This window comes from Haloplanus vescus, assembly GCF_900107665.1.
Taxonomy (GTDB): Archaea; Halobacteriota; Halobacteria; order Halobacteriales; family Haloferacaceae; genus Haloplanus; species Haloplanus vescus.
In genome coordinates, this window is the sequence record NZ_FNQT01000001.1 from 1,213,999 (window position 1) to 1,236,774 (window position 22,776).

The 22,776-nt window shown below is 67.8% G+C and carries 22 protein-coding genes; 12 read left to right on the top strand and 10 right to left on the bottom strand.

Translation table 11 applies throughout. The features are described 5' to 3' along the window. Positions 1 to 21 precede the first annotated feature (21 nt). A complete protein-coding gene (locus BLU18_RS06495) occupies positions 22 to 336 on the top strand; it encodes a thiamine-binding protein (RefSeq protein ID WP_092633108.1) in 315 nt (104 codons plus the stop codon). On the opposite strand, the gene BLU18_RS14805 is transcribed toward BLU18_RS06495, so the two are convergent. The 3 genes from BLU18_RS14805 to nasA are packed head-to-tail and all read right to left on the bottom strand — an operon-like array spanning position 333 to position 3,936. Next, the gene (locus tag BLU18_RS14805; RefSeq protein WP_176791188.1) at positions 333 to 470 is read right to left on the bottom strand and encodes a hypothetical protein; all 138 of its coding nucleotides are present in this window, start codon (positions 468 to 470) and stop codon (positions 333 to 335) included. The genes BLU18_RS06495 and BLU18_RS14805 overlap by 4 nt on opposite strands. Further along, the gene (locus BLU18_RS06500) at positions 470 to 1,819 is read right to left on the bottom strand and encodes an MFS transporter (RefSeq protein ID WP_092633110.1); all 1,350 of its coding nucleotides are present in this window, start codon (positions 1,817 to 1,819) and stop codon (positions 470 to 472) included. Before BLU18_RS06500 ends, BLU18_RS14805 begins: the two co-directional genes overlap by 1 nt. Then, positions 1,816 to 3,936, bottom strand: a complete 2,121-nt coding sequence (gene nasA, locus BLU18_RS06505; protein ID WP_092633112.1) for an assimilatory nitrate reductase NasA — start codon at positions 3,934 to 3,936, stop codon at positions 1,816 to 1,818. Before nasA ends, BLU18_RS06500 begins: the two co-directional genes overlap by 4 nt. A 324-nt stretch (positions 3,937 to 4,260) precedes the next feature. Between nasA and mch the strand changes: the two genes are divergently transcribed. The 6 genes from mch (at position 4,261) to BLU18_RS06535 (ending at position 9,302) form a co-directional block, all read left to right on the top strand. Next, a complete protein-coding gene (mch, locus tag BLU18_RS06510; RefSeq protein ID WP_092633114.1) occupies positions 4,261 to 5,193 on the top strand; it encodes a methenyltetrahydromethanopterin cyclohydrolase in 933 nt (310 codons plus the stop codon). After that, the gene (locus BLU18_RS06515) at positions 5,190 to 5,669 is read left to right on the top strand and encodes a double winged helix-containing putative transcriptional regulator (protein WP_092633116.1); all 480 of its coding nucleotides are present in this window, start codon (positions 5,190 to 5,192) and stop codon (positions 5,667 to 5,669) included. The genes mch and BLU18_RS06515 overlap by 4 nt, the downstream gene beginning before the upstream one ends. Positions 5,670 to 5,694: 25 nt before the next feature. Continuing rightward, entirely contained in the window at positions 5,695 to 6,204 is a 510-nt protein-coding gene (locus BLU18_RS06520; RefSeq protein ID WP_092633118.1) for a DUF8056 family protein, read from the top strand. Positions 6,205 to 6,335: 131 nt separating this feature from the next. Continuing rightward, positions 6,336 to 6,812, top strand: coding sequence for a DUF5812 family protein (locus BLU18_RS06525; RefSeq protein ID WP_092633120.1), 477 nt, complete (start codon positions 6,336 to 6,338; stop codon positions 6,810 to 6,812). A 61-nt stretch (positions 6,813 to 6,873) separates the two neighbouring features. After that, complete coding sequence (secF, locus tag BLU18_RS06530; RefSeq protein ID WP_092633122.1) at positions 6,874 to 7,749, top strand: protein translocase subunit SecF; 876 nt, start codon at positions 6,874 to 6,876, stop codon at positions 7,747 to 7,749. Beyond that, complete coding sequence (locus BLU18_RS06535) at positions 7,749 to 9,302, top strand: preprotein translocase subunit SecD (protein ID WP_092633125.1); 1,554 nt, start codon at positions 7,749 to 7,751, stop codon at positions 9,300 to 9,302. The genes secF and BLU18_RS06535 overlap by 1 nt, the downstream gene beginning before the upstream one ends. 21 nt (positions 9,303 to 9,323) lie before the next feature. Here BLU18_RS06535 and rnhB read toward each other — a convergent pair whose 3' ends face one another. Beyond that, positions 9,324 to 9,962, bottom strand: coding sequence for a ribonuclease HII (gene rnhB / locus BLU18_RS06540; protein ID WP_092633127.1), 639 nt, complete (start codon positions 9,960 to 9,962; stop codon positions 9,324 to 9,326). Positions 9,963 to 10,231: 269 nt separating this feature from the next. On the opposite strand from rnhB, the gene BLU18_RS06545 reads away from it, so the two are divergent. Continuing rightward, positions 10,232 to 11,041: an alpha/beta fold hydrolase gene (locus BLU18_RS06545; protein WP_092633643.1), complete on the top strand. Its 810-nt coding sequence runs from the start codon at positions 10,232 to 10,234 to the stop codon at positions 11,039 to 11,041. A gap of 30 nt (positions 11,042 to 11,071) precedes the next feature. Here BLU18_RS06545 and msrA read toward each other — a convergent pair whose 3' ends face one another. Beyond that, positions 11,072 to 11,611 (bottom strand): peptide-methionine (S)-S-oxide reductase MsrA, encoded by a 540-nt coding sequence (gene msrA, locus BLU18_RS06550; protein WP_092633129.1) that lies wholly within the window; start codon positions 11,609 to 11,611, stop codon positions 11,072 to 11,074. Between the two features lie 37 nt (positions 11,612 to 11,648). Then, positions 11,649 to 12,929, bottom strand: a complete 1,281-nt coding sequence (locus BLU18_RS06555) for a tRNA pseudouridine(54/55) synthase Pus10 (protein ID WP_092633132.1) — start codon at positions 12,927 to 12,929, stop codon at positions 11,649 to 11,651. Positions 12,930 to 13,037: 108 nt separating this feature from the next. On the opposite strand from BLU18_RS06555, the gene BLU18_RS06560 reads away from it, so the two are divergent. Genes BLU18_RS06560 through purQ form a run of 3 tightly spaced genes read left to right on the top strand, consistent with a single transcriptional unit; the run spans position 13,038 to position 15,048 of the window. Continuing rightward, positions 13,038 to 14,051, top strand: a complete 1,014-nt coding sequence (locus tag BLU18_RS06560; RefSeq protein ID WP_092633134.1) for a phosphoribosylaminoimidazolesuccinocarboxamide synthase — start codon at positions 13,038 to 13,040, stop codon at positions 14,049 to 14,051. Between the two features lie 56 nt (positions 14,052 to 14,107). Next, the gene (gene purS, locus BLU18_RS06565) at positions 14,108 to 14,359 is read left to right on the top strand and encodes a phosphoribosylformylglycinamidine synthase subunit PurS (RefSeq protein WP_092633136.1); all 252 of its coding nucleotides are present in this window, start codon (positions 14,108 to 14,110) and stop codon (positions 14,357 to 14,359) included. Then, complete coding sequence (gene purQ, locus BLU18_RS06570) at positions 14,356 to 15,048, top strand: phosphoribosylformylglycinamidine synthase I (RefSeq protein WP_092633138.1); 693 nt, start codon at positions 14,356 to 14,358, stop codon at positions 15,046 to 15,048. Before purS ends, purQ begins: the two co-directional genes overlap by 4 nt. A gap of 93 nt (positions 15,049 to 15,141) precedes the next feature. Here purQ and BLU18_RS06575 read toward each other — a convergent pair whose 3' ends face one another. Next, entirely contained in the window at positions 15,142 to 17,397 is a 2,256-nt protein-coding gene (locus BLU18_RS06575; RefSeq protein WP_092633140.1) for a hypothetical protein, read from the bottom strand. 87 nt (positions 17,398 to 17,484) lie between these two features. Beyond that, entirely contained in the window at positions 17,485 to 18,555 is a 1,071-nt protein-coding gene (locus BLU18_RS06580) for an archaeosine biosynthesis radical SAM protein RaSEA (RefSeq protein WP_092633142.1), read from the bottom strand. 188 nt (positions 18,556 to 18,743) lie between these two features. Here BLU18_RS06580 and BLU18_RS06585 point away from each other — a divergent pair, with 188 nt between their 5' ends. Continuing rightward, positions 18,744 to 20,678 carry an aldehyde ferredoxin oxidoreductase family protein gene (locus BLU18_RS06585; RefSeq protein WP_092633144.1) on the top strand — a complete coding sequence of 645 codons (1,935 nt, stop codon included), beginning with the start codon at positions 18,744 to 18,746 and terminating at the stop codon, positions 20,676 to 20,678. A gap of 114 nt (positions 20,679 to 20,792) precedes the next feature. Here the strand turns inward: BLU18_RS06585 and BLU18_RS06590 are convergent, their stop codons facing one another. Both BLU18_RS06590 and BLU18_RS06595 read right to left on the bottom strand, forming a co-directional pair. Further along, entirely contained in the window at positions 20,793 to 21,362 is a 570-nt protein-coding gene (locus BLU18_RS06590; protein ID WP_092633146.1) for an NUDIX hydrolase, read from the bottom strand. A gap of 42 nt (positions 21,363 to 21,404) precedes the next feature. After that, positions 21,405 to 22,661 carry an arylsulfotransferase family protein gene (locus BLU18_RS06595; protein WP_092633149.1) on the bottom strand — a complete coding sequence of 419 codons (1,257 nt, stop codon included), beginning with the start codon at positions 22,659 to 22,661 and terminating at the stop codon, positions 21,405 to 21,407. Positions 22,662 to 22,776: the final 115 nt, after the last annotated feature.

The window sequence follows — 22,776 nt, forward strand, 5'->3', positions numbered from 1 at the left end:
CCGGTGGGCGTAGGACGACGCATGACCGTCGTTGCACTGCTGAGCGTCGCACCGGTCCGCGAGGGAAGCATGGCCGAGGACGTCGCCGACGCGGTGGCCGCCCTCGACGACTTCGACGTGACGTACGAGACGAACCCGATGGGAACGGTCATCGAAGCCGACGACGTGGGCACGCTCTTTGCGGCCTGCGAGGCGGCCCACCGAGCTGTGGACGCCGACCGCGTGAGCACGGTGCTGAAAATCGACGACAAGCGAGCGAGCGACGCGTCTGCGGCCGCGAAAGTCGAGGGCGTCGAAGACGCGCTGGGGCGGCCGGCGCGGAGCGACGGCAGCTAGTGGGCGAGAAAGCCCGCCTGCCCCGTAAACGCGAGATACAGCGAGAACAGCGTCACGAGGATAGCGAGCACCATCTCGCCGTAGAGGACGACCTTCCCCCACCGGTACCAGTCGTCGTGGTCGGCGGCACCCATCAGTCGTCACCTCCCGGTGAGGCGGTCGTCTCACTGCCGAGCCACCGGCGAGCCGACCCGAACCCGTGGTCGCGGGGGGTCTCCTCGTAGCGCATCGCCCAGACGTAGAAGCACATGATGGGGACGAAGACGACGAGGGCGACGACGGCGTAGCCCGTGTGGATGTTCGGCACGTAGCCGTAGACGAGCGGATAGACGATGCCGCCGCTGGTGGAGACGCCGCCGATAAAGCCCGAGGCGGTGCCGGGGCGGTCCTCGAAGATGACGGGCACGATGGCGAAAACGCCCCCGGTGCCGAAACTCACCGTGACGCCGAAGACGGCGAGGACGACGACGGAGACGGGAAGCAACCCGGCGAGGCCGGCGAGCGTCAGGCCGACCATCGCGAGGGTGATGAGGACGAGCGCGGTCATCAGCCAGTGGACGCGCGGCGAGTACGACTGATTCGTCGCGAGAACGGGGTAGGGCGTCCACCCCTTGCGCTGCCAGAGGTCGGACATGTACCCCGAGAAAGGACGGAACAGCGAGGCGTTGAACGACTGGACGGCTGCGAACGTCCCCGCGGCGGTCTGAATCGCCGCCGTGCCGGTGAAGCCGAGGTCCGCGATGGCGCCGTCGAAGCCCTGCGCGTAGTAGCTCGGGAGCCACGAGTTCATCGCGATTTCGAGGCCGAACGACATCGCGTACGCGAGCATGAGCGCGATGGCGGCAAAGCGCGTCCAGACGAACAGCGTGTCGCCGAGCGACGTGTTCTCGCGGGCTGCCTCGGCGGTAGCGAGGTCTTTCGCGGGCTGGCCGCGCCACTTGTAGACGGCGGCGATAATCAGCGCGACGACGCCGAGATGCAGGAAGGCCTCGGAGAAGTTGGTGCCGTAGATGCGCGGGAGGAGGAGGGCACCGACACCGGCGCCGACATTCCCGGTGCCGGCGTACAGCCCCTCCGCGGTCCCGATTTCGTGCTCGTCGAACCACTGGGCGACGTGCTGGATGCCGACGACGAAGCTGACGCCCGCGCTGGCGACGACCATGCGCTCGATGAACAGCACCTGAAAGTCGGTGAGGAAGGCGACGCCGGAGGCGTACGCGGAGGCGATGCTGACGAGGCCCGAGTACGCGAGAATGATGGTGAAGACGTTGTGCGCGCCGAGGCGGTCGGCCGCCCACCCGGCGAGGACACGGCCCGGCGGCGCGAGCCAGATGGCGGAACTCGCGAGGAGCGCGAGTTGGCCCGTCGTGAGGCCGTAGAACGCGCCGATGCTCGGGCTGAACGCCGCCGTCGAGAACCAGAGCAGGAACGCCCAGAAGAAGGCGACGGTGGCGAGAACCAGTTGCTCGATTTTGTTCGTCATGGGTGTTGCGGGGGTCGTTCGCGCTCCGACGGCGGCGTCACCGCGTCGGCGTCGGGATGTGCGAGGCTGACCGCACACTGCTTGAAGTTCGGTTCGTCCGACCGCGGGTCGGTCGCGGGATGGGTGAGGTCGTTCGTCGACGGATGGTGGATGGGGAGCCACAGCATGCCCTCGGGCACGGCGTCGTCGGGCGTGACGCGGGCAAGAGCATCACCGCGACGGGAGACGACGCGGGCGTGGAGTTCGTCGGCCTCGTTGGGTTCGACGGCGTCGCGGTGCGCTTCGAGGGTGTCGGGGTGGACGCGGGCGACGAGCGGCCCCGGTTCCTCGGGCGAGTCGCGCGAGCGGACGCCGGTGTTGTAGCCGTCCGCCTCGCGGGCGGTGGTGAGGAGGAGCGGGTAGTCGTCGTCCGTCGCCTCGGGGAGCGGACGCCCCTCGCCGTCGCTGAAGCGAGCGCGGCCCGAGGGCGTGGGGAACGACCATCGGTCGGCGATGTCCGTCGCCTCGCTGTCGTAGTAGCGATAACCCGCGCTCGTGTCGGCGTCGGGTGCGGGCCACCGCACGGCGAGTTCCTCGTCCAGTCGCTCGTGGCTGATGCCCGAGCAGTCGGCGTCGGTGCCGGCGGTGAGCGCCGCAAACTCGTCGAAGACGCTCGCGGGGTCGGTCGGCCGGTCGAACAGGTCGTCGACGAGGACGTTCCCCAGCGTCGCGATGATGTTGAGGTCGGTGCGGACGCCGCGAGGCAGGTCACTCGCCGGACGGACGCGCGAGACGGTGCGCTCCATGTTGATGGCGGTGCCGTTCGACTCGCCCCACGTCGCCGCGGGGAGGACGACGTCGGCGTGTTCGACCGTCTCGGTCCGGAAGGCGTCCTGCACGACGAGGAAGGTGTCGTCGAGGGCGTCGGCGACGTTCGTCGCGTCGGGCATCCCCGCGACGGGGTTGGTGGCGACGGCGTACACCGCCTCGACGGGGCCGTCGGCGACGGCGTCGACGATGCCGACCGGCCCCGGACCGGTGTCGTCGGGCAGTCGGTCGACGGGCACGTCCCACGCGTCGGCGACGACGGCGCGTTCCTCGGGGTCGTCGAAGTCGCGGTGGCCGGGCCACGTCCCCTTCGAAGAGCAGACGCGCGTCCCCATCGAGTTGGCCTGCCCCGTGAGCGAGAACGGGCCGGTGCCGGGGCCGAGGTTCCCCGTCGCGAGACAGAGGTCGACGAGTGCGCCCGCGGTGGCGGTGCCCTGCACGCTCTGGTTGACGCCCATCCCCCAGTAGACGAGGGTGTCGCGGTCGAAGGCGTCGGCGAGGCGGTCGACGGCGTCCATCGAGACGCCGGCGCGTTCGGCCGCCGTCTCGGCGTCGGGGAGCGATTCGCGCAGGTCGTCGAATCCGGTCGTCACCTCGGCGACGAACGCCTCGTCGACGCCGCCACGGCCCACGACGCGAGCGAGGACCGCGCGTGCGAGGTCGAGGTCGCCCCCGGGGTCGACGGCGACGTGGCGGTCGGCGGCGTTCGCCGTCTTCGTTCGCACCGGGTCGACGACGATCAGGTCGTCGGCGTTCTGCGTAATCCAGCGACACATCACGGGGTGGGCGACGGCGGGGTTGGCCCCCCAGACGACGTGTGACTCCGCATCGTCGATGTCCTCGTAGGTCGGCGGCGGGGCGTCGCTGCCGAAGGCGTCGTAGTAGGCCGTCACCGCACTCGCCATACACAGCGTCGTGTTGGCGTCGTAGTATCGAGTGCCGACGCCGCCGCGGGCGAGTTTGCCGAGGGCGTACGCCGCCTCGTTGGTCTGCTGGCCGCTCCCGAGGATGGCCATGGCGTCGGGGTGCTGGTCCATCGCTTCGCCGAGGCCGCGTTGGGCTTCGAACAGCGCCGTATCCCACGTCGTCTTCACGAGTTCGCCGTCGCGGCGGACCATCGGGCGCGTGAGCCACTCCCCGTCGGGGTCGGCCGTCTCGCTGATGCCGCGAGAACAGGCCATCCCGCGGTTGACCGGGTCGTTCGCGTTGCCGCGCACGGTGTCGATGCCGTAGCCGATGTCGACCCCCTGCTGAATCAGGCCACACCCCACTGCACACCGCATACACGTCGTCGGAACCGGGTCGGTCATCGTCCCCCTCGAACCGCAGCCCAGAACCAATTTCGTCCACGATAATCCAGGTTTGGCGTACGAACGTTTTCTATATTTTCTGTATCCGTTCCGTTGGCCATACGAATTCGATAAAGACTGAACGTCTACTTAACAAAAAGATTGTGAGACATTCGTCCGCCAAATTACGAATAAGGTGGATAATATTACTCTCCTTTGTGAGATTATATTGTTTGTATACGTCCAATTCTATCCCGGTTTCGTGCTCGTTCCGTGACGAACGTCGAGTCGGAGCGTCCCGCCACACTGGCAACCCCTTTAAGCGAAAGCGCCCAACCGGGGCGCATGGAGAGTCTCAATCGGATGGCCGTCGAACTCGTCGACGAGGCAATCGACTTCGCGGGCGAACTCAACGTCGACGTACTCGAACTCGACTCGGGGGCGACGGTGCTCGATTTCGGCGTCACGGCGGCGGGTGGTCTGGAAGCGGGGCTGTTGCTCGCGGAGATTCAGACGGCAGGGCTGGCGACGATTCAGACCCGGATGGACGAGGTGGCGGGGACGCCGTTCCCGCACGTCGAGCTCACGACGGACAAGCCAGCGCTCTCGCTGCTCTGCTCGCAGAAGGCGGGCTGGGAGCTCGTCAGCGAGAGCGTTGACGGCCTCGGGTCGGGACCGGCGCGCGCACTCGTCGGCGAGGAACACGAGTTCGAAGTCGTGGGCTACTACGACGAGTTCGACCTGACGGTGCTGACCATCGAGGCGTCGACGCTCCCGGGCGAGGACGCCGCCGAACAGGTGGCCGACCGCGCGGGCGTCTCGCCGAGCGGCGTCTTCCTGCCCACGTATCCCACGGGGTCGATGGCAGGAAGCGTCAGCGCCGCGGCCCGTGCCCCCGAACTCGCGCTGTTCCGGCTGTTCGAACTCGGCTACGACCCGACGGACGTGGTGTCGGCCGCCGGGAGCGCCCCGGTCGCCCCGGTGAGCCACGACGAGGGCGTCGCGATGGGGCGGACGAACGACGCGCTGGCCTACGGCGGGCAGGTGTATCTGCAGGTGCGCGAGGACTTCGACCGGTTCGACGAGGTGCCCTCCACCGCGGCCGACGAGTACGATACGCCCTTCGAACAGGTGTTCGAGGACGCCGACTGGGACTTCTACGAGGTGCCCGAATCCGTGTTTGCCCCCGCGCAGGTGACTATCGACGTCATCAACGGGCCGACCTACGCGCTGGGTGAGACGAACCACGACCTGCTGGCCGAGTCGTTCGGGCTGTGAAGTTCAAGCCCGTTCCCCCCGCGCCCGACGAGTTCGAGTTCGTCGCCCGCGCCCAGGGAGCGGTGCCGCGCGTGCCGGACAGCGAGGCCGACTGCTGTGCCCGCCTCGTGGACCGACTCGACCTGTCCACGCGCGACGACGCCCGGACGTGGCTCACCTTCCTCCGGGCGCTCGAACTGGTGACCGAGACGCCGACCGGCTACCGCCGGACCGAGACGGAGCCGACGGTGCCGGACTGTCGCGCGGCGTTTCTCGACCGGGTGTTCGTCGCGAGTGCGGTCCACGACGCGCTGGCCGCAGAACCGCAGACGCCCGAGTCGGCGTTCGCGGCGGTTCGGGAACGGGTGCCGACGTGGGAGCGCCACCGCGACCCGTCGTGGGAGGCCACGTGGCGGGAACGCATCGCGCGACTCCTGGATTGGCTCGTCCTGTTCGAGGCCGCAGAGCGCGTCGACGACGGATTCCGGGTCCGTTAACTCGCCCGGCCGTCTATCGCCGGCAATGGCCGACGACTACGGCGGCGTCATCGGCGCGTTCCCCTACGCCTTCCGCGCGAGCGACTCGTGGCTGTTCCGGTCGTACGTCGTCCTCGGCGGGCTAGTGACCGTCGCGGTGGGGCTCCTGTTCGTCACGGCGGTCATCGGCGTCATCGCCGGGACGACGGGCGGCCGCGGCGGGAACCTGACGCTCTCGCGCTCGTTTTTCGCCGTGGTGGGCCTGTTCGTCGTGGTGCCGCTGGTGGCGCCCGTGCTGTTCGTGGCGCGACGACACCGACGACGCGAGGGCGTCGCCGACCGGTACGACGCTGCCCTCGGACTGACGGGCTACTTGTTCGTCGCGTCGCTCTACGTCGGCCTCGTGATTTCGGTGCCGCCCGGCCAGCAGACGGCGACGACGGGTGCCCTCGCCCCCGTCGTCGAGACGCTGTACGGACTCCCCCAGTTCGCGGGCGTCGTGCCGCCGCTTGCCGTCAGCGCGCTGATTCTCCTCTGTCACCGTCGGTTGCGGTGAGGGTGCGAAGGCCGTGGACGCAGTTTCCGGAGCGGGGTCGCGTGAGCCGCCAGAGAGGCACCATCGCCTCGGACCCGAGCGACGGGACGCGTGACGAAACCCCGAAACGGCTCGGCCGCCTACGGGGTCGCATGACCGACGAGACGGAGAAGACGGGGACGTTCCTCGTGACTGCGGCCGACGAGGGGAGCGCGGTCCTCACCGACGTGGACGACGGACAGGTACACACGCTGGCGGACAACCCCGGCGTCGACGCCGGCGAGGCCATCGAGGGGACGGTGGCCGCCGAACCGCCGCTGGAGGTGGCGTGGCGACTCGTCGACGTGGACGACCGCTGGACCATCAGCGTCGAGGAGAGCGACGAGTCGCCGACGACACACGAGCGTGACTTGGCGGCCGAGCAGGGCATCGGCGAGATGACGCGCCGGGAGCGGGCAGGCATAGGCGAGATTCACGTGCTGACGGTGACGGAGGAGGAGACCGACGCCGCCGTCGCGGACGTGCTCGACGACGACGAGGGGCTCCGGTCGCGAGCGGCCCGGCTGGGCGTCGAGCGGGTCGTGGTGCGCTCGGAACCGGGCGTGGTGAGCGTCCGTTACCTGCCGTGAGCGACGGGCGAGTCCGCTAGACATAAGAAGGCTTAGTAGGCGTCGGGCTGGACCGGCGGGCATGGTAGCGTTCGAAGTACCGGAGATCGATTACACCCGGTACACGAATCGTCAGCTCGCGGCAGTCCCGCTCGCCATCCTCGCTGTCGCCCTCCTGATCATCGCAGGATGGTACGTCGTGACCGGCGCCCCGGTCTCTCCCGGGCTCGACTTCACGGGCGGCGCGGAGCTTCGCGTCGCCGTCGACGCGCCGAGCGACCAAGCACGCGCACAGATTCAAGAGACGTTCGACCCGGCGCCCGCAACGATTCGGAGCGTCCCGAACGACAACACGTACATCCTGACGTTCCAGACCGATTCGGCGGACATCTCGTCGTTAGAGGAGCAAGCGAGAGCCGCCGGCTTCGAGGTGGAGTCGAGTTACACCGTCTCGCCCTCGTTCGGTTCGCGGACGCAGATGCTCGCGCTCGGCGGCGTCGCCTTCGCGTTCGTCGGGATGAGCGTGCTCGTCTTCCTCATGTTCCGGACGTTCGTCCCGTCCATCGCCGTCGTCCTCTCGGCGTTCTCGGACATCGTCGTGCCCGTGGCGCTGATGAACGTCCTCGGCATCGACCTCACGCTGGGGACCGTCGCCGCACTCCTGATGATTATTGGGTACAGCGTCGACTCCGACATCCTACTCAACAACCACATCCTGCGGCGGTCGGGCGGGTTCTACGAATCCACGCACCGCGCGATGCGGACTGGCGTGACGATGACGCTCACGTCGCTCGCGGCGATGGTCGTCATGACCATCGTGGCGACGCTGTTCGGCATCCAACTGCTCGCCGCCATCGGGACCGTGCTCGTGTTCGGTCTCACCACTGACCTGATGAACACCTACATGCTCAATCTCAGCCTCCTCCGCTGGTACAAGTACGAGGGGGTGTCGAACTGATGGGGACGTTCCGAGACAACTGGCGAATCTTCGTCCTCGTGTTCGTCCTCATGGCCAGCCTGTTCGCCCTGTTCTCGCCGACGATGGCACAGGGTGGGACGGAGACGTCCGGCCTCGCGAACGACGGCCCGACCAACCTCCAGTACGGTCTGCAGCTCTCCGGCGGGACGCGAATTCGCGCGCCGCTGGTCGGCGTGACCGCGACCGAGGTCGAGTACGGGTCCGAGGAGGCCCCGGAGGTCGAGCGAGCAGTCGCGAACGAACTCGACAACACGACGGTCGCGGACGTGATTGCACGGCCCGGGACGGACGGAGCGGGCACCGTCGAGGTGACTACCGAAGGCGTCACGCCGGCGGAACTCGGCACCGCCCTCGACGCGGCGGGCTACTCCTACGGTGAGACGCGAGACGGCGTCACCGAGGAGACGCGCAGTCAGACGGTCGACATCCTCTCGAACAAAATCAACGAAGCGGGTCTCTCCGGTGGGACCGTCCAGCAGATTACCAGCGGGAACGACCACTTCATCCTCATCGAGGTGCCCGACGAGAACCGGCAGAACGTCGAGGAGCTGGTGAACCAGCGCGGGAGCGTGCGCGTCGACGTCTACTACCCGACGAACGGCGAGTACCAGCAAGAGACCGTGCTCGAACGCGACGACTTCCAGAGCATCGGTAACGCCCGACAGGGCGGCGAGGGGCAACTCCCCAACGTCCCCGTCGTGGTGCGCGAGAGCGCCGCACCCCCGTTCCAGCAGCGGATGGTGGAGACGGGCGTCGCGGCCCAAGGTGGCTCCACCTGTCGATACGGGACGGCCCCGAACAGCACCGACGCGTGTATGCTCCTCGTCGTCGACGGCGAAGTCGTCAACGCCTTCGGGATGAGTCCCGGCCTCGCCGGCGACATGCGCACCGGCGACTGGGCGGACGACCCGCGATTCATCCTGCAGACGCAGAACTTCAGCGGCGCCCGCGAGGTGGCTATCAACCTGCGCGCCGGTGCGCTGCCCGCCCCCCTCGACATCGGCCCGGACGGTGAAGGTACGTCCTCGTACATCTCGCCGAGCCAGGGGACGCAGTTCCGTGTCGACTCGCTGCTGACCGGCCTCATCGCCGTCCTCGCCGTCGCAGGGGTCGTCTTCCTGCGCTACGGCGAGGCTGAAGTGGCCCTGCCGATGATCGTCACCGCGCTCTCCGAGGTGATCATCCTCCTCGGGTTCGCGGCCGGCATCGGCTACCCACTCGACCTGTCGGTCATCGCCGGGTTCATCGCCGTCATCGGGACGGGGGTGGACGACCTCATCATCATCGCCGACGAGGTGATGTCGGAGGGCGACGTGAACAGTCGTCGCGTGTTCCAGTCGCGCTTCCGCAAGGCGTTCTGGGTCATCGGCGCCGCCGCCGCGACGACCATCATCGCCATGAGTCCGCTGGCCGTCCTCTCGCTGGGCGACCTGCAGGGCTTCGCCATCTTCACCATCCTCGGCGTCGTCGTGGGCGTCCTCCTCACGCGTCCGGCGTACGGGGACATCCTCCGGGCGCTCATGACGCGCTGAGGCCGTCGGAAAGTTTCTTCTTCAGAAATCCGCGAGCGATGACTGCGCGTCCGCGTCGAGGACGTCGTCACAGGTCGACCACGACGCCCGCGCACACGCCGGCAACTCGCCCTCGTCGCGGACGTACTCGGCCAGAAAGGTTCGCGTTCGCTCGTCGCTTGGGTAGCCACTTCCCACGTCGCCGTAGCGGTCGGTCAACGCCTCGATTCGAGCGTCACGCTCCACCTTCGCGACGATACTCGCGGCCGCGACGTGGGCGTGGTGCTCGTCGGCCCGATGCTCCGCCTGCACCGTCACCTCGGCGTCGACGCCCGCCGTCACGCGCCGGCCGAATCGCTCGGCGTCCACGTCGCCGGCGTCGACGACGACGGCGTCCCCGTCGGCCGCGACGCTCGCGATGGCCTCCGCTTGTCCCGCGACGGTCAACCCGTTCATGTCCGTCTCGGGGTCGTCGATGCGGGCTGGCGTAATCACTGCGACACCGACGTCGACGGCGTCGGCATCGCGGAGTCGGTCGGCAAGTTCGCGGCGCCGGGCGGGCGCGAGGCGCTTCGAGTCGTCGACTCTCGCCGGGATAGCGTCGGCGGGCGCCCGCACCGCCGCCGCGACCATCGGTCCGAGCACCGGCCCCTTGCCTGCCTCGTCGGCCCCGAGCTGCATACCGGCAGGTCGACGGTCGGCGACAAAACCGTTCGGTTAGTCGTCCGCCGGCGGCGTCAGCGTCGGCGTCGCGGCCTCCGTGTCGCCCTCGTCCTCGTCGCTCTCGGCGTACCGCTCCGCGATCAGGTCGATCGGCTTGTGATGGTGGCACATGATTCGATCCTCACACTAGTTGTCACTGCAGCGGAAAAAGCGTTTGGGCGGGCCAGCCACCCGCGTAGCCACGCGAATTCCGCCCTTTCAAGTATGCAGTATGGTAACATATGGATATGACACGCATCGAGGTTGCCGACGGCGTCGAACTACACGTCCACGACATCGGGACGGGCGACCCGATAGTGTTCGTTCACGGCTGGCCGCTCGACCACCGGATGTTCGAGTCACAGTACCCGCACCTGCTCGACGAGGGGATGCGCTGTATCGGCATCGACCTCCGTGGGTTCGGTGAGTCCGACAAGCCCTACGGGGAGTACGGGTACGACACGTTCGCCGACGACGTGAAGGCCGTCCTCGAAGCGATGGACCTCGACGACGTGACGCTCGTCGGGTTCTCGATGGGCGGCGGCGTCGTCACACGCTACATGGGACGCCACGACGAGGCACACGTCGGCAGACTCGCCCTTCTCGGCGCCGCGAGTCCGTGTCTCATCGAGCGATCCGACTACCCGCAGGGGCTTCCAGAGGGTGCACTCGACGACTTCATCGCGGGCGCTCGCGCCGCCCGGCCGGAACTGATGACACAGATTACCGAACTGCTCTTCCACCAAGAGCAGAGCGAGGAACTGAAACGCTACCTCTGGACGCTGGGCATGCAGGCCTCCCAGCAGGCGACTGTCGCGGCGGCGGAGACGTTCCGCGACGCCGACCTGCGGCCCGATATGGAATCCATCACGGTGCCGACGCTCGTCTGTCACGGCACCCACGACGAAATCGTGCCGTTCGACGTCGCCGCGCCGGTGCTCGACGACGGCATCGAAAGCGCCGACCTCGTCCGATTCGAGGAGAGCGGCCACGGACTCACCGCGGACGAGCCAGAGAAACTGAATCGCACGCTGACCGACTTCGTTCGGGAGGCGTAGAAGGACTCGGTGAAAGGTCGTGTCGGCCGACTACTGCTCGGCCACGCGCTCGGCGAACTTCTCGCGGACCTTCTGTAACTTCGGCCGAATCTGCATCTGGCAGTACGCTCGCTCGGGGTTGTTCGCGTAGTAGTCCTGGTGGTAGTCCTCGGCCTCGTAGAACGTCTCCAGCGGTTCGACTTCGGTGACGATGGGGTCGTCGTAGGCGTCAGCGAGGCGGTCGATGGTCGCTTCGGCGAGTTCTCGCTGTTCGTCGTCGTGATAGAAGATGGCAGAGCGGTACTGCGACCCCACGTCCGGCCCCTGCCGGTTCTCAGTCGTCGGGTTGTGGAGCGCGAAGAACACCTCCAGCAGGTCGCCGTAGGAGAGTCGGTCGGTGTCGTAGGCTATCTGGACGGCCTCGGCGTGGCCGGTCGACCCGGAGCACACCTCGTCGTAGGTGGGGTCAGATACGTCGCCGCCGCAGTAGCCCGAGGTGACGCTGTGGACGCCGTCGAGTTCCTGAAACGGGGCTTCGAGACACCAGAAACACCCGCCCGCGAGCGTCGCTGTGGCGTGGTCGTCTGTCATGGGCGCGTGTAGGCACCGGACGCCTATGTACCCCGCGCTACGCGAAGTAGTCCTCGTCCGCGAAGGGTTCGTCCTCGCCTTCGACAGCGAGTACGTCGAGAGCGGTGACGCGCGCGCCGACGCCGAGGAGGTCGGCGAGGCTCGGCTCCGTCCGGCCGTCGTCGCCCGAGATGAGTTCCTTGATGTAGAGGCCGCCGGCGCCGTGAATCTCGACGGTGGCGTGCTGGTCGTCGTCGAGTTCGCCCGAGGCGGCGTACACCTCGCGAGTGCGGGTCAGGTTCGCGCGCCGGTGGTCGACGCGCTGGGGTGTGTACTGCTCTATCGTCGCACCGTCGAGTTTAGCGAGGGCGTCGTCGAGGGCGTCGGCGTCGATTGGGTCGTCGAACTCGACGACGGCGCGGTAGGTCTTGCTCGCGTCCAAGCGCTTGACGCGTTCGACCATGTCGTAGGCGGCGCGGCGGAGGCCTTCGACTTCGACGGCGCCGTCGGCGAAGGCGTTGATGTCGTCTTCGAGGCGGTCGGTGTCGATAGCGCGGCGCCGCGGTTCCTTCACCTCAACGACGAAGGGGCGGCCGGTGCCGAGCATCAGGGCGTCGACGTCCTCACGGCCCGCGCCGTGGAAGACGGCGTCGACGCCGTCCATCACGTCCTCGACGAGGGGGGCGACGAAGCCCTCGACGCTGTCGTCGTAGAGGTAGCCCGACCCGCCGCAGTGGTCGCAGGGCTGGCTCCCCTGTCGTCCGCTGCCGTCGCACTCGCGGCAGGGCCACTCGGTCTGGGGGATGTCGCGTTCGAGTTTGCGGTAGCGACCGTAGACGAAGGCGGAGTTTATCTCCGTCTCGACGCGGTCGGCGTCGAAGTCGATGAGAAACTGTACGTCCGGGCGCTGGAAGTCGACTTCGGTGTCGGTGAGGCGGCCGACGAGTTTGCCGACCTCGCGGTTGAATTCGGACTTGAACAGTTCGCCGGCGTCCGCGTCGGCGCCGATTTCCTCGCGGAGCATGCGTTCGTTCTCCTCGACGAGCGGAGGCGTCCGCGTCCCGACCTGATAGGTGTCGAACTCGATGTCGGTGACGGACTCGGCGGCGCGTTCGGCCCAGTCGTCGAAGGCGGCACACCGACCCTCACACACCCAGCAGTCTTCGGTGTCGACGGGGTCGAACGGCTCGTCGTCGTCGAGGGCGGCGGCGACGCGGAGCGAGCGACCACGCTCGGCGTTGGTCAGTCCGAAGCTCCGGTCGGCGAAGACGCGCCCGAGACACGCGTCACACACCGGTCCGGTCGCGGCGAGCTGGCGCGCGTCGTCGAGGAGGCTCATACAGAGACAGGACGCGGCACCCGTAACTGTCTTGCCATCTTCGACGGCCCACCACGGTCAGCGAGCGGTATACGAAGGTTCTTGCCGGCGGCGACTGCGTTGCTAACCATGACGAGCGTCAAGGAGTTCCGCGTCGAACGGGAACCGACGGCGACGACGACCGGACGCGGACGCTTTGCCTTCACCGACGACTACTCCGTCTTCGACTGGGGGCAGATGCCCGACCAGATTCCGGACAAGGGGCGGAGCCTCTGTACGATGGGCGCGTTCAACTTCGAACTGCTGGAAGACGAAGGCGTCCCCACCCACTACCGCGGCGTGGGACCGGACGCCGTCCCGCTTGCGGAGGCCGACGACGCGCCGCGCGAACTCGCCATCGACCTCGTGCAGGTGCCGGACCTCCCCTTCGAGGACGGTACCTACGACTACGACGCCTACCACGCGGCGGCGGGGGACAACTACCTGATTCCGCTCGAAATCGTCTTCCGAAACACGGTCCCGGTCGGGTCGAGTCTCCGGTCCCGGGGCGACCCGTCCGACTACGGCGTGGACTACGACTCGTGGCCCGACGAGACCGTTCAGCTTCCCGAACCGGTCGTCGAGTTCTCGACGAAGTACGAGGAGCAGGACCGCTATCTCGACCGCGCGGCGGCCGACCGTATCGCCGGCGCCGCCGATATCGACGCGCTTGACGACCTGGCGCGGACGGTGAACCGCGTCGTCACCGAACAGGCGAGTAGAACGGGCTTCGTCCACGAGGACGGCAAGATAGAGTGCCTGTACGACGACGGAACGATAGCCGTCGCGGACGTGGTCGGCACCTTCGACGAGAACCGCTTCGCCTACGACCGGCAGGAGGTGTCCAAGGAAGTGGTGCGCCAGTACTACAAGCGCGCCCACCCCGAGTGGGTGGAGGCGGTGAGCGAGGCGAAAGCGGAAGCGGACGAGCGAGGCGTGGCCGACTGGCGCGAGCTGTGTTCGGTGTCGCCCGACCCCCTCCCGTCGTCGGTCGTCGACGCCGTCGCGGAGATGTACGCGGCGGGCGCGAACGCCTACACCGCCGAGGCGTGGTTCGACGCGCCGCGCATCGACGACGCCGTGGACGCGGTCCGGAATCTGTAACGGACGCCACGGCGACTCCAAAACGGCTTTTGCGGACGGCCACCCACCAGCGACCGATGACGGCATACACCGCGACGGTGACGGTGCGACTCAAGCGGGGCGTCCTCGACCCGGAAGCGGAGACGACCCAACGCTCGCTCGAACGACTCGGGTTCGACCTCGAGGACCTGCGGTCGGCGGACCGCTTCGAAATCGACGTCGACGCGGAATCCGCCGACGACGCGGCCGAACGCGCCGACGAGATGGCGGAACGACTGCTCGCGAACCCGACTATTCACGACTACGAGGTCGAGGTCACGGAGCGATGACCGTCGCGGTGCTTCAGTTCGGCGGGAGCAACTGCGACCGCGATTCGGTGCGCGCGCTCTCGCATCTCGGCATCGACGCCGAACGCGTCTGGTACGAGGACGGCCTGCCCGCCGACACGACGGGCGTGATGCTCCCCGGCGGCTTCTCCTACGGCGACTATCTCCGTGCGGGTGCGATGGCGGCGCAGGCGCCCGTCCTCGACGACGTCCGCGAGGCGGCCGCCGACGGCGTGCCCGTCCTCGGCGTCTGCAACGGCGCCCAGATCGGCTGTGAGGCGGGACTCACGCCCGGCGCCTTCACCACCAACCAGAGCGCGCGCTTCCAGTGTGAGCGCGTCCACGTCCGCGTCGAGAACGCCGACACGCCGTGGACGCGGGCCTACGACGAGGGCGACATCCTCGAACTCCCCATCGCCCACGGCGAGGGTCGGTTCGAGGCCGGCGACGACACCTACGACCGACTGGTCGACGAGGACCGAATCTTCCTCCGCTACTGCGACGGCGACGGCGCGGTGACCGACGCCGCGAACCCCAACGGCTCGCGGGGGAACGTCGCGGGCGTCCTCGGCGACCACGAGACGGTCGCGGTGATGATGCCCCACCCGGAGCGAGCGACGCTCCCGGACCTCGACGGGACGGACGGCGCGGGACTGCTCCGCGGGTTCGACGCCGTGGCGGCGACGCAGTAGGGCGCCGGACGCATACGGATTATTGTGACTGTTTTCCGGTGGTTCGTCGAGACGGGTCGGCGAACCTCCGGTGATGACTTACGACAAACCGTATCAGAGCTTCTCCGACGCGATGGCCTGATTGGTTCGCTGTTGTGCCTGCTGGAAGCGACGGCCCGCAGCCTCGGCTTCGTCGTCGGGCAGCGTGTCGCTGAGTCCGTCGAAGCGCTCGACGGCACGCTGGAGGTTGGAGGCGAGTGCCTGCAGGGCTTGGTCGGAGCCGCGTCGGTCACCGCCTTCGGCGCGTTCGGCCGCGCGTCCGGCCGCTCCGCTGACCGCCTCCATCGCCCGAAGCAACCCGCCAAGCGTGCTCGTCTTCCCCGATTCGACGACATCGACGGAGACGTTGTCCGTCGAGTCGTCGGAGTCGGTCGCCGTGGGCGTCGACCGGCCCGACTCCGTCTCGGTCGAGTCGTCGTCGCCGTCGTCACCGCTCCCGATGGAGGCGAGACGCGCCGCCGTCTCGTCCGTGATGGACGCCACGAACGAGGCGAGCGAGGCCGTCCCCGTCCGCGGGCGGTCGATGCGCGTCGGCGCGGTGTCGTCGGGGTTGACGCGGAAGGCGCCGACGGCGTCGTCGGCGTCGCGGACCTCCGTCGTGTACGCGCCGTCGCGGTGGACGTAGACGGCGTCGGAACCGTCGAACGGTGCCGCGTACAGCCGACCCCCGAAGTCGTCGTCGACGGCGAGGTCGGTCAGCGTCGCATCAACGCCGTCGGCGTTCACCTCGAGTTTCGTCGCGTCCTCGGCGGCGACGAGCGGAATCTCGCCTTCGACGCCCGCGACGGTCGTAGTTCGGGTGGCGTCGGTGCCCTCGGTGGTCGTCTCCGTGGCCGTCACCGTCTCGGTCGTCGTCGCCGTCTCGGTCGCCCCGTCGTCATCGCCGTCGCCGACCGACACGGGTTCCTCGTGGGGCGCAAGGCCCGCAGCGTTGACGGTGAGGCGGTGGTCGCCGGCCTCGACGCCGCGGAGCATGGCGACGCCGCGGAAGGTGGGGACGGCGGCGGGGTCGCTACGGAGGAGGGCGATGCCCTCGACGGAGATGTCGTCGGTCGTCACGCCGGCGCCGTCGGGTGCGTCGGCCGACTGGACGACCTCGCTTATCGTCGCGAGGACGTCGTTGACGGGGCCGGGCGGTGAGATGGCGTCGTAGCGGTCGGCGAGGGCCGCGCGGTGGACCGGTTCCGTGATGTCGGCGGCGGGGTCGGTGTAGCGTTCCTGCTTCCACGGCGTCCCGGCCGTCGTGATGTGGCTCGCGACGGCGTCCTCGGCGAACTCGGGGACAGAGAACTCGAAGCTCAGCTGCGGGCCGGTGAACTCGGCGATGTGGTCGAGTTCGGTCGTCGGGACGAGGTCGTAGTCGACGTCGGCCTCGGCGTCCGAGCGACCGCCGAAGGCGAAGGTGACGCCCGTCTCCCGCCCCGGCAAGTCGTCGGGAGGCGCGGTGAGCGCGTCGAAGGACCGAATCGTCAGGTTCGTCGGGACGAGTGCGTCGCTGTCGACCGACGGCAGGCGCTCGTGGTCGTAGATGGGCGCGCCGTCGAGTTCGGGCACGACGTAGGGGAGTCGAAGCCCCTCGTCGCGCGGCAGGCCGTAGGCCGCCGGGAGTTCGGCGAGTGCCTCGATGACGCCGATGACGCGGTTGGTGATGTCGGCCGAGAGGTCGCCGAGAGGCAGGCGCTGGAAGCTGGTGGGCCGGTCGTTCAGCGACAGCGCGCTGGAGTGTGAGCCGAGTTCGGTGAGGATTCGCGGGACTCGGTCCGGGTCGGGGTCGAGAAATTCGTTGTTGGGGACGCGCCCGGAGTGCGAACTCGCGACGAACAACTGCGGGTCGCCCGAATCGGTGTCGACGAAGACGTGCAACACCTCCCAGTCGTGCCAGTGGAAGTTGGTGGCGAACTGGTCGAACGCGGAGTAGTACCAGAACTGGACGACTGCGAGGGGAGAGTCGTCGTATTCGACGGCGTGATAGAAGACGGTCGGCGCGGGCGGCGCGTCTGCCTCGGCGGCGTCAGCGGTGTAGCCCTCGAAGGCGTCGAAGCCGTCGACCACCGTCCGGTCGTCCTGCTCGCTCGCGTACGCTCGCGGGTCGGTCGGGAACCAGCGCTCGGCGCTGTCGAAGGTGAGCGTCGGCGCGAAGCGCTCGGCCAGTTCTCGGGCGCGGTCGGGGTCGGCTGTCGACGGAGACGTGGCTGTGGTGTCGCCACCGCCGTTACTCGCAGGACACCCGGCCAACGCCGCCGTCCCGGTTCCGGCGAGGGCGCCGAGAAGCGGGCGGCGACGAACGGGCCAGTCGTCAGACTCGTCCATCGGCGGCACCTCGGCGGGCGGGTCTCGACGACGCGACTCGTGACATACCCGCTACTGCGGGTGACGAACGAAATGCTTTGGGGCAGATTACCGCGCGAGCGGCATCGCGTAGCCAGTCTCCGTCTCGACCACCGTCTCCCACGTCGCCTCGCAGTCACAGGACACCTGCTCGAAGACCGAGGGGTCCTGTCGGAGGCTGAAGTCCTTGATGGCGCGTTCGACCTGCTCGTCGCACTCGCCGCAGTTGTGCGGGCCGCGTTCGCTCCCGCCGCCGACGGGGTCGGAGACGACGATGGCGTCGGCGTCGGCGGTGCGGTCCAGCACCTCGGCGACCGACCAGAGCCACGGCGGCCGGTAGCCGCCTTGGAAGTAGAGTTCGTCGACCATCGTGTACCGCTGGACGTTACAGGGGTTCATTGAGACGGTGTGACAGTACTCCGCACAGCGGCGAACCGACTCTACCATGTCCTCGATGGCCTCGGCTTCGGTGAGGAAGGGCGGCTTCATGAGGAGATATGCCTTGACGCCGGCGCCCGCGGCCTCGGCTTCTGCCGTCGCGTCGACGAAGTCCTCGAAGTCGAAGTACTTGTTCACGCAGTCGTGGCGCACGCGGTCGGTCGCCGTCTCGAGGCCGACGGCCACGTCGGTGTCGAGGCCGCGCTCGGTGAAGTCGGCGAGTTTCTCGCGGTCGACGAAGTCGGGGAGGGACTCGACGACGATGCGCTCGCGGTCGGCGAAGGCGTCAGCGATGGCGGCCCGCGTCTCCGCGCCGACTTCGCGTTCGTCGAGGAAAGAACCGGAGGTGTAGATTTTGATGAGTTCGGCCGGCTCGTCGGCGTTCTCGCGCTCGTGGGCGAGACAGGCGTCTATCTGGTCCATCAGCGCGTCGTGGGAGACGGAGCCGCCCTCGACGGATTCGGCGACGTAGCCACACATGGTACAGCCGCCGGCGCGCGCCCAGCGACAGCCGCCGGTGTTGAGGATGATGGTCAGCGACTGGTAGACGCCGCCGGGCGTGTTGTCCTCGTCGAGCCACACCCGCGTCGGCTCGTGGGGGTCGTACGTCTCGTCCTTGCGCGACCGGATATCGCGCATCACCTGATTGTGGGCGTCCATGCCCTTCCCCTGCTCGTAGACGTCGGGGCTCGGTTCGCTCATTGGCGGCGGTAGCCGGGCGACGCGTAAAGCGGCTTCGGGGTCGGCCGCCGTGACGGCGGGAGTGGTTCGACACCTGACACCGTCGTCAGCGCGGCGTGCGGCAGTTTTCGTCGGCGTAACCACTTTCGATTACATATCCGAAGCAACGACTAACAGCTTGGAGGTATAATAAACGACCGTACGTTACCATGACTGACTTAGGCGGTTTCAAAGATCACGTAGCGCACGTGGACCTCAGCGAGGGCGATGTCACATATCAGGGCATCGACGACGAGGACGCGAAGAAGTACATCGGGGGACGCGGCCTCGGTGTGAAGTACGTCTTCGACGCTGGTCCGGATGTCGACCCGCTGGGTCCCGACAACCGACTCGTGTTCATGAACGGTCCGCTCACCGGCTCGCAGGCCGTCATGAGCGGTCGAATCGCGATTTGTACGAAGTCCCCGCTCACGGGGACGGTGACGGACTCCCACCACGGTGGCTGGTCCGGCGCCCGACTCAAGTGGTCCGGCTTCGACGGCCTCGTCTTCGATGGCCAGGCGGACGACCCCGTCTACGCCGTCGTCGAAGACGGCGAGGTCGAGCTCCGTGACGCCTCCCACATCTGGGGCAAGGGCGTCCACGAGACCCGCGAAATCCTCGAGGAAGAGGTCGACGGGTCCTACGGCAAGAACCTCTCGCACATGGCCATCGGTCCGGCCGGCGAGAACGAAGTTCGTTACTCCTGTGTCGTCAACGAGGACGACCGCGTGTCGGGCCGCGGTGGCACCGGCTGCGTGATGGGCAACAAGGGCCTGAAGGCCGTCGTCGTGAAATCGGGGACGAAGATGCCCAAGCCCGCTGACTCCGACACGTTCGGCGAGGGCGCCCGCGAGGCCATGCAGGTCATCCAAGAGTCCGACGTCACCGCGCCCAACGAGGGCGCGCTGTCGATGTACGGTACGAACGTGCTCATGAACATCACGGAGGAGATGGACGCACACCCGACCAAGAACGGTCAGTACACGTCCTCCTTCGCGATGAACGAGGCAGAGGGCACGGACATCGAGGCAGAGCGCATCAGCGGCGAGAACGTTCGCGAGAACATCCTCGTCGACGAGCCGACCTGTCACTCCTGCCCCGTCGCTTGTAAGAAAGAGGTCGAAGTCGACTACAAGCACAAGGGCCAGGACATGAACGTCCAGATGGAGTCCTACGAGTACGAGAGTGCGTGGGCTCTGGGCACCAACTCGGCGAACGACGACCGAGACGCCATCGCGGTCATGATCGACCGCTGTAACGACATGGGCATCGACACCATCGACATGGGGAACATCTTCGCCATGGCGATGGAGATGACCGAGAAAGGCAAACTCGACGACCTGGACGACGGCATCGACTGGGGCGACGAGGAGCACATGATCGACCTCATCGAAGAGGTCGGTCACCGCGACGGCGAACTCGCTGACCTGCTCGCCGAAGGTGTCGAGAGCATCGCCGAATCGCAGGATGCTCACGACTGCCGTCTCGACGTCAAGGGCCAGACCATCGCCGCTTACGACCCCCGCGCGATGAAGGGGATGGGCATCGGCTACGCGACTTCGAACCGCGGTGCCTGCCACCTGCGCGGCTACACGCCGGCTGCCGAGGTTCTCGGCATCCCGGAGAAGGTCGACCCCTACGAGTGGGAGGGCAAGGGCGAGCTTTGCGCCACCTTCCAGGACCTGCACGCCATCTCGGACTCGTTCGACATCTGCAAGTTCAACGCGTTCGCAGAGGGCATCGAGGAGTACATCAAGCAGTACAACGGCATGACCGGCCGCGACCTCACCGAGGAAGAGCTCATGACGGCTGGTGAGCGCGTGTACAACCTCGAACGCTACTTCAACAACCTCGCCGGCTTCGACGGCTCGGACGACTCGCTCCCGGGTCGCTTCGTCGAGGGCGACGAGGAAGCCATCCCGGGCCAGCGCGGCTCCGAGGGTGAACTCTGCGAGCTCGCAGAGATGAAAGACGAGTACTACAGCCACCGTGGCTGGGAAGACGGCGTCGTCACCGACGACACGCTCGAACGCCTCGACATCGACATCGGTCCGGGCACGGGCGTCTCCGGCTCTGGCGGTCAGGCGCCGGCAGACGACTAATAGGGTTCCCGGAAGTCGCCATCGAGTCTCGCCGGCACGGTCCGGCGAGACTCGATTGACAGTTACGAGAATCCCTACAACGCCGCACTCGCAACCGATTTCTTTCTTCTTTCGTCACCGCGTAGCCGACGGCTCGACGCCAGCCGCCCGGCGGAGTTCGAACTGTGAGAGCGCGAGCACCGCCCGCCCGTCGCGCAAGTCGCCGTCGACGGCAGCGGCGAGAAGAGTGTCGTAGTCGGCGGTGTCGACGCGGATGCTTTCGTTGAAATCGAGGTCCGTCTCGGCGGTGGGCGTGCAGTTCCGCGCGACGAAGTGATGGTGGACGGAGTTGGCGATGCCGTTCGTCGGTTCGACGGTGCAGAGGTGGGCGAGTTCGCCGGCTTCGTAGCCCGTCTCCTCGCGGAGTTCGCGCCGCGCGGCGACGGTCAGGTCGGCGTCGTCGGCTTCGACGGAGCCAGCGGGGAGGCCGCGATTGACGCGCCCGACGGCCTGTCGCCACTCCTCGATGACGACCACGTCGCCGTCAGGGGTGAAGGGGAGAATGACGACGGCGGGTGTCTCGTCGACGTAGTGGTAGTCGGTGTCGGTGCCGTCGGGTAGGGTCACCTCGTCGCGACGGACGTCGAAACCGGGACAGGTGTAGTCGATGGCCGAGTCGGTCGTCTCCCACGACAGGTCGTCCATACCGGCGGTGCGGTGAGCGCGGTGAAAAGGATGGGGGCCGAGTTACTCGCGCCACCGGACGACGAGCCCCGACCCGACGAAGGCGATGGAGACGAGCGTCAGGAAGAGGTGAATCTCACCGACCCAGAGAGGGAGGCGGACAGCGGCGCTGAGGAGGCGAAGGAGCGGCGTGAGCACGGGTATCTGACTGCCCGCGGCGGTCATCGTCCCGGCGTCACCGTAGGTAGGTGCGCCGACGGGTTCGCCGGTCGGCAGGCGGTCGGCCTCGTAGGGCAGGGTCCGGTAGTCGAACTGGTGTTCCCAGACGACGGTGCCAGAGGCGTTGATTTCGACGAGGCGGGCGTTGCGCGTGTCGGTGATGAGCGTGTTGCCGTTGGGAAGGCGGTCGGCGTCGCGCGGCCAGTCGAATCGCTGGCCTGCGGCGCCCCGAAGCACCCAGACGGGTTCCCAACTGCCGTCGTCGGTGCGGTGGAGTTCGACCACGCGGTGGTTCTCGCTGTCGGCGACGAGGACGGCGCCGTCACCGAGCCACTGCGGGTTGTGCTGGTGGTAGAGGACGTTCGGGTCGCCGACGAGGCCGTCGTCGTCCGAGGCGTCGTCGTGGTCGGCGTTGATTACCTCGACGACCCCCTCGCCGCGCTGGAGGACGAGCAACTGGTTCGCGTTGCGGACGGAGACGAGGAAGCGCCCGTCACCGATGCGGTCAACGTCGTTGATGTGGAGCCAGTCGGTTGTCGTCGGGTCCGCCGGCGGGTCATAGCGCGTGCTGGCGTTCCACTGCCACGTCACCTCGCCGTCCTCGACGACGACGATTCGCTCGTGTTCCATGTCCGCGACGACGAACCCACCGTCGGGGAGGGGCTCGACGTCGTGGACTTCGCTCGCGACGCGGTTCCGGACCGGGAACGACCACTCGTAAGTCACTTCGGGCGAGGGGTCGGGGTCGATGATTCGGAAGCCGGTCCGGAAACAGGGGGAGGAGTAGGGACCGCAGTTCTGGTAGCCGTCGGCCATGAAGCCCGCGAGGACCGAGCCGTTGTCGAGGCGGGTCACGTCGAAGTAGACGCCGTCGGTCGAGGTGCGCCACTGTTCCTCGCCGCCGTCGAGGAGGCGAACGGAGCCGCCGTCGTGGTAGCTGCCGACGCCCTGGACGCCGACGAGAGTGGTTCGTGCCTCGTCGGACGCCGTGGCGCCGGCCGGAGCGGTCGGGGACAGGGCCGCGCCGGCGACGGCGGTAGTGAGAAAGCAGAGACAGCCGAGGACGACGAGCGCGTCGCCGGTTCCGAGCCGGGAGGACATCGTTGCGCCCGTCGTCCGGTTTCGAGCATAAGCCTTCGGATACCGTGTCGGGTGCGCCCAGACGGCGTCAGACCCGCGTCAGACGGGGCGCCAACAGTCTTGTGGGATGAGCCTG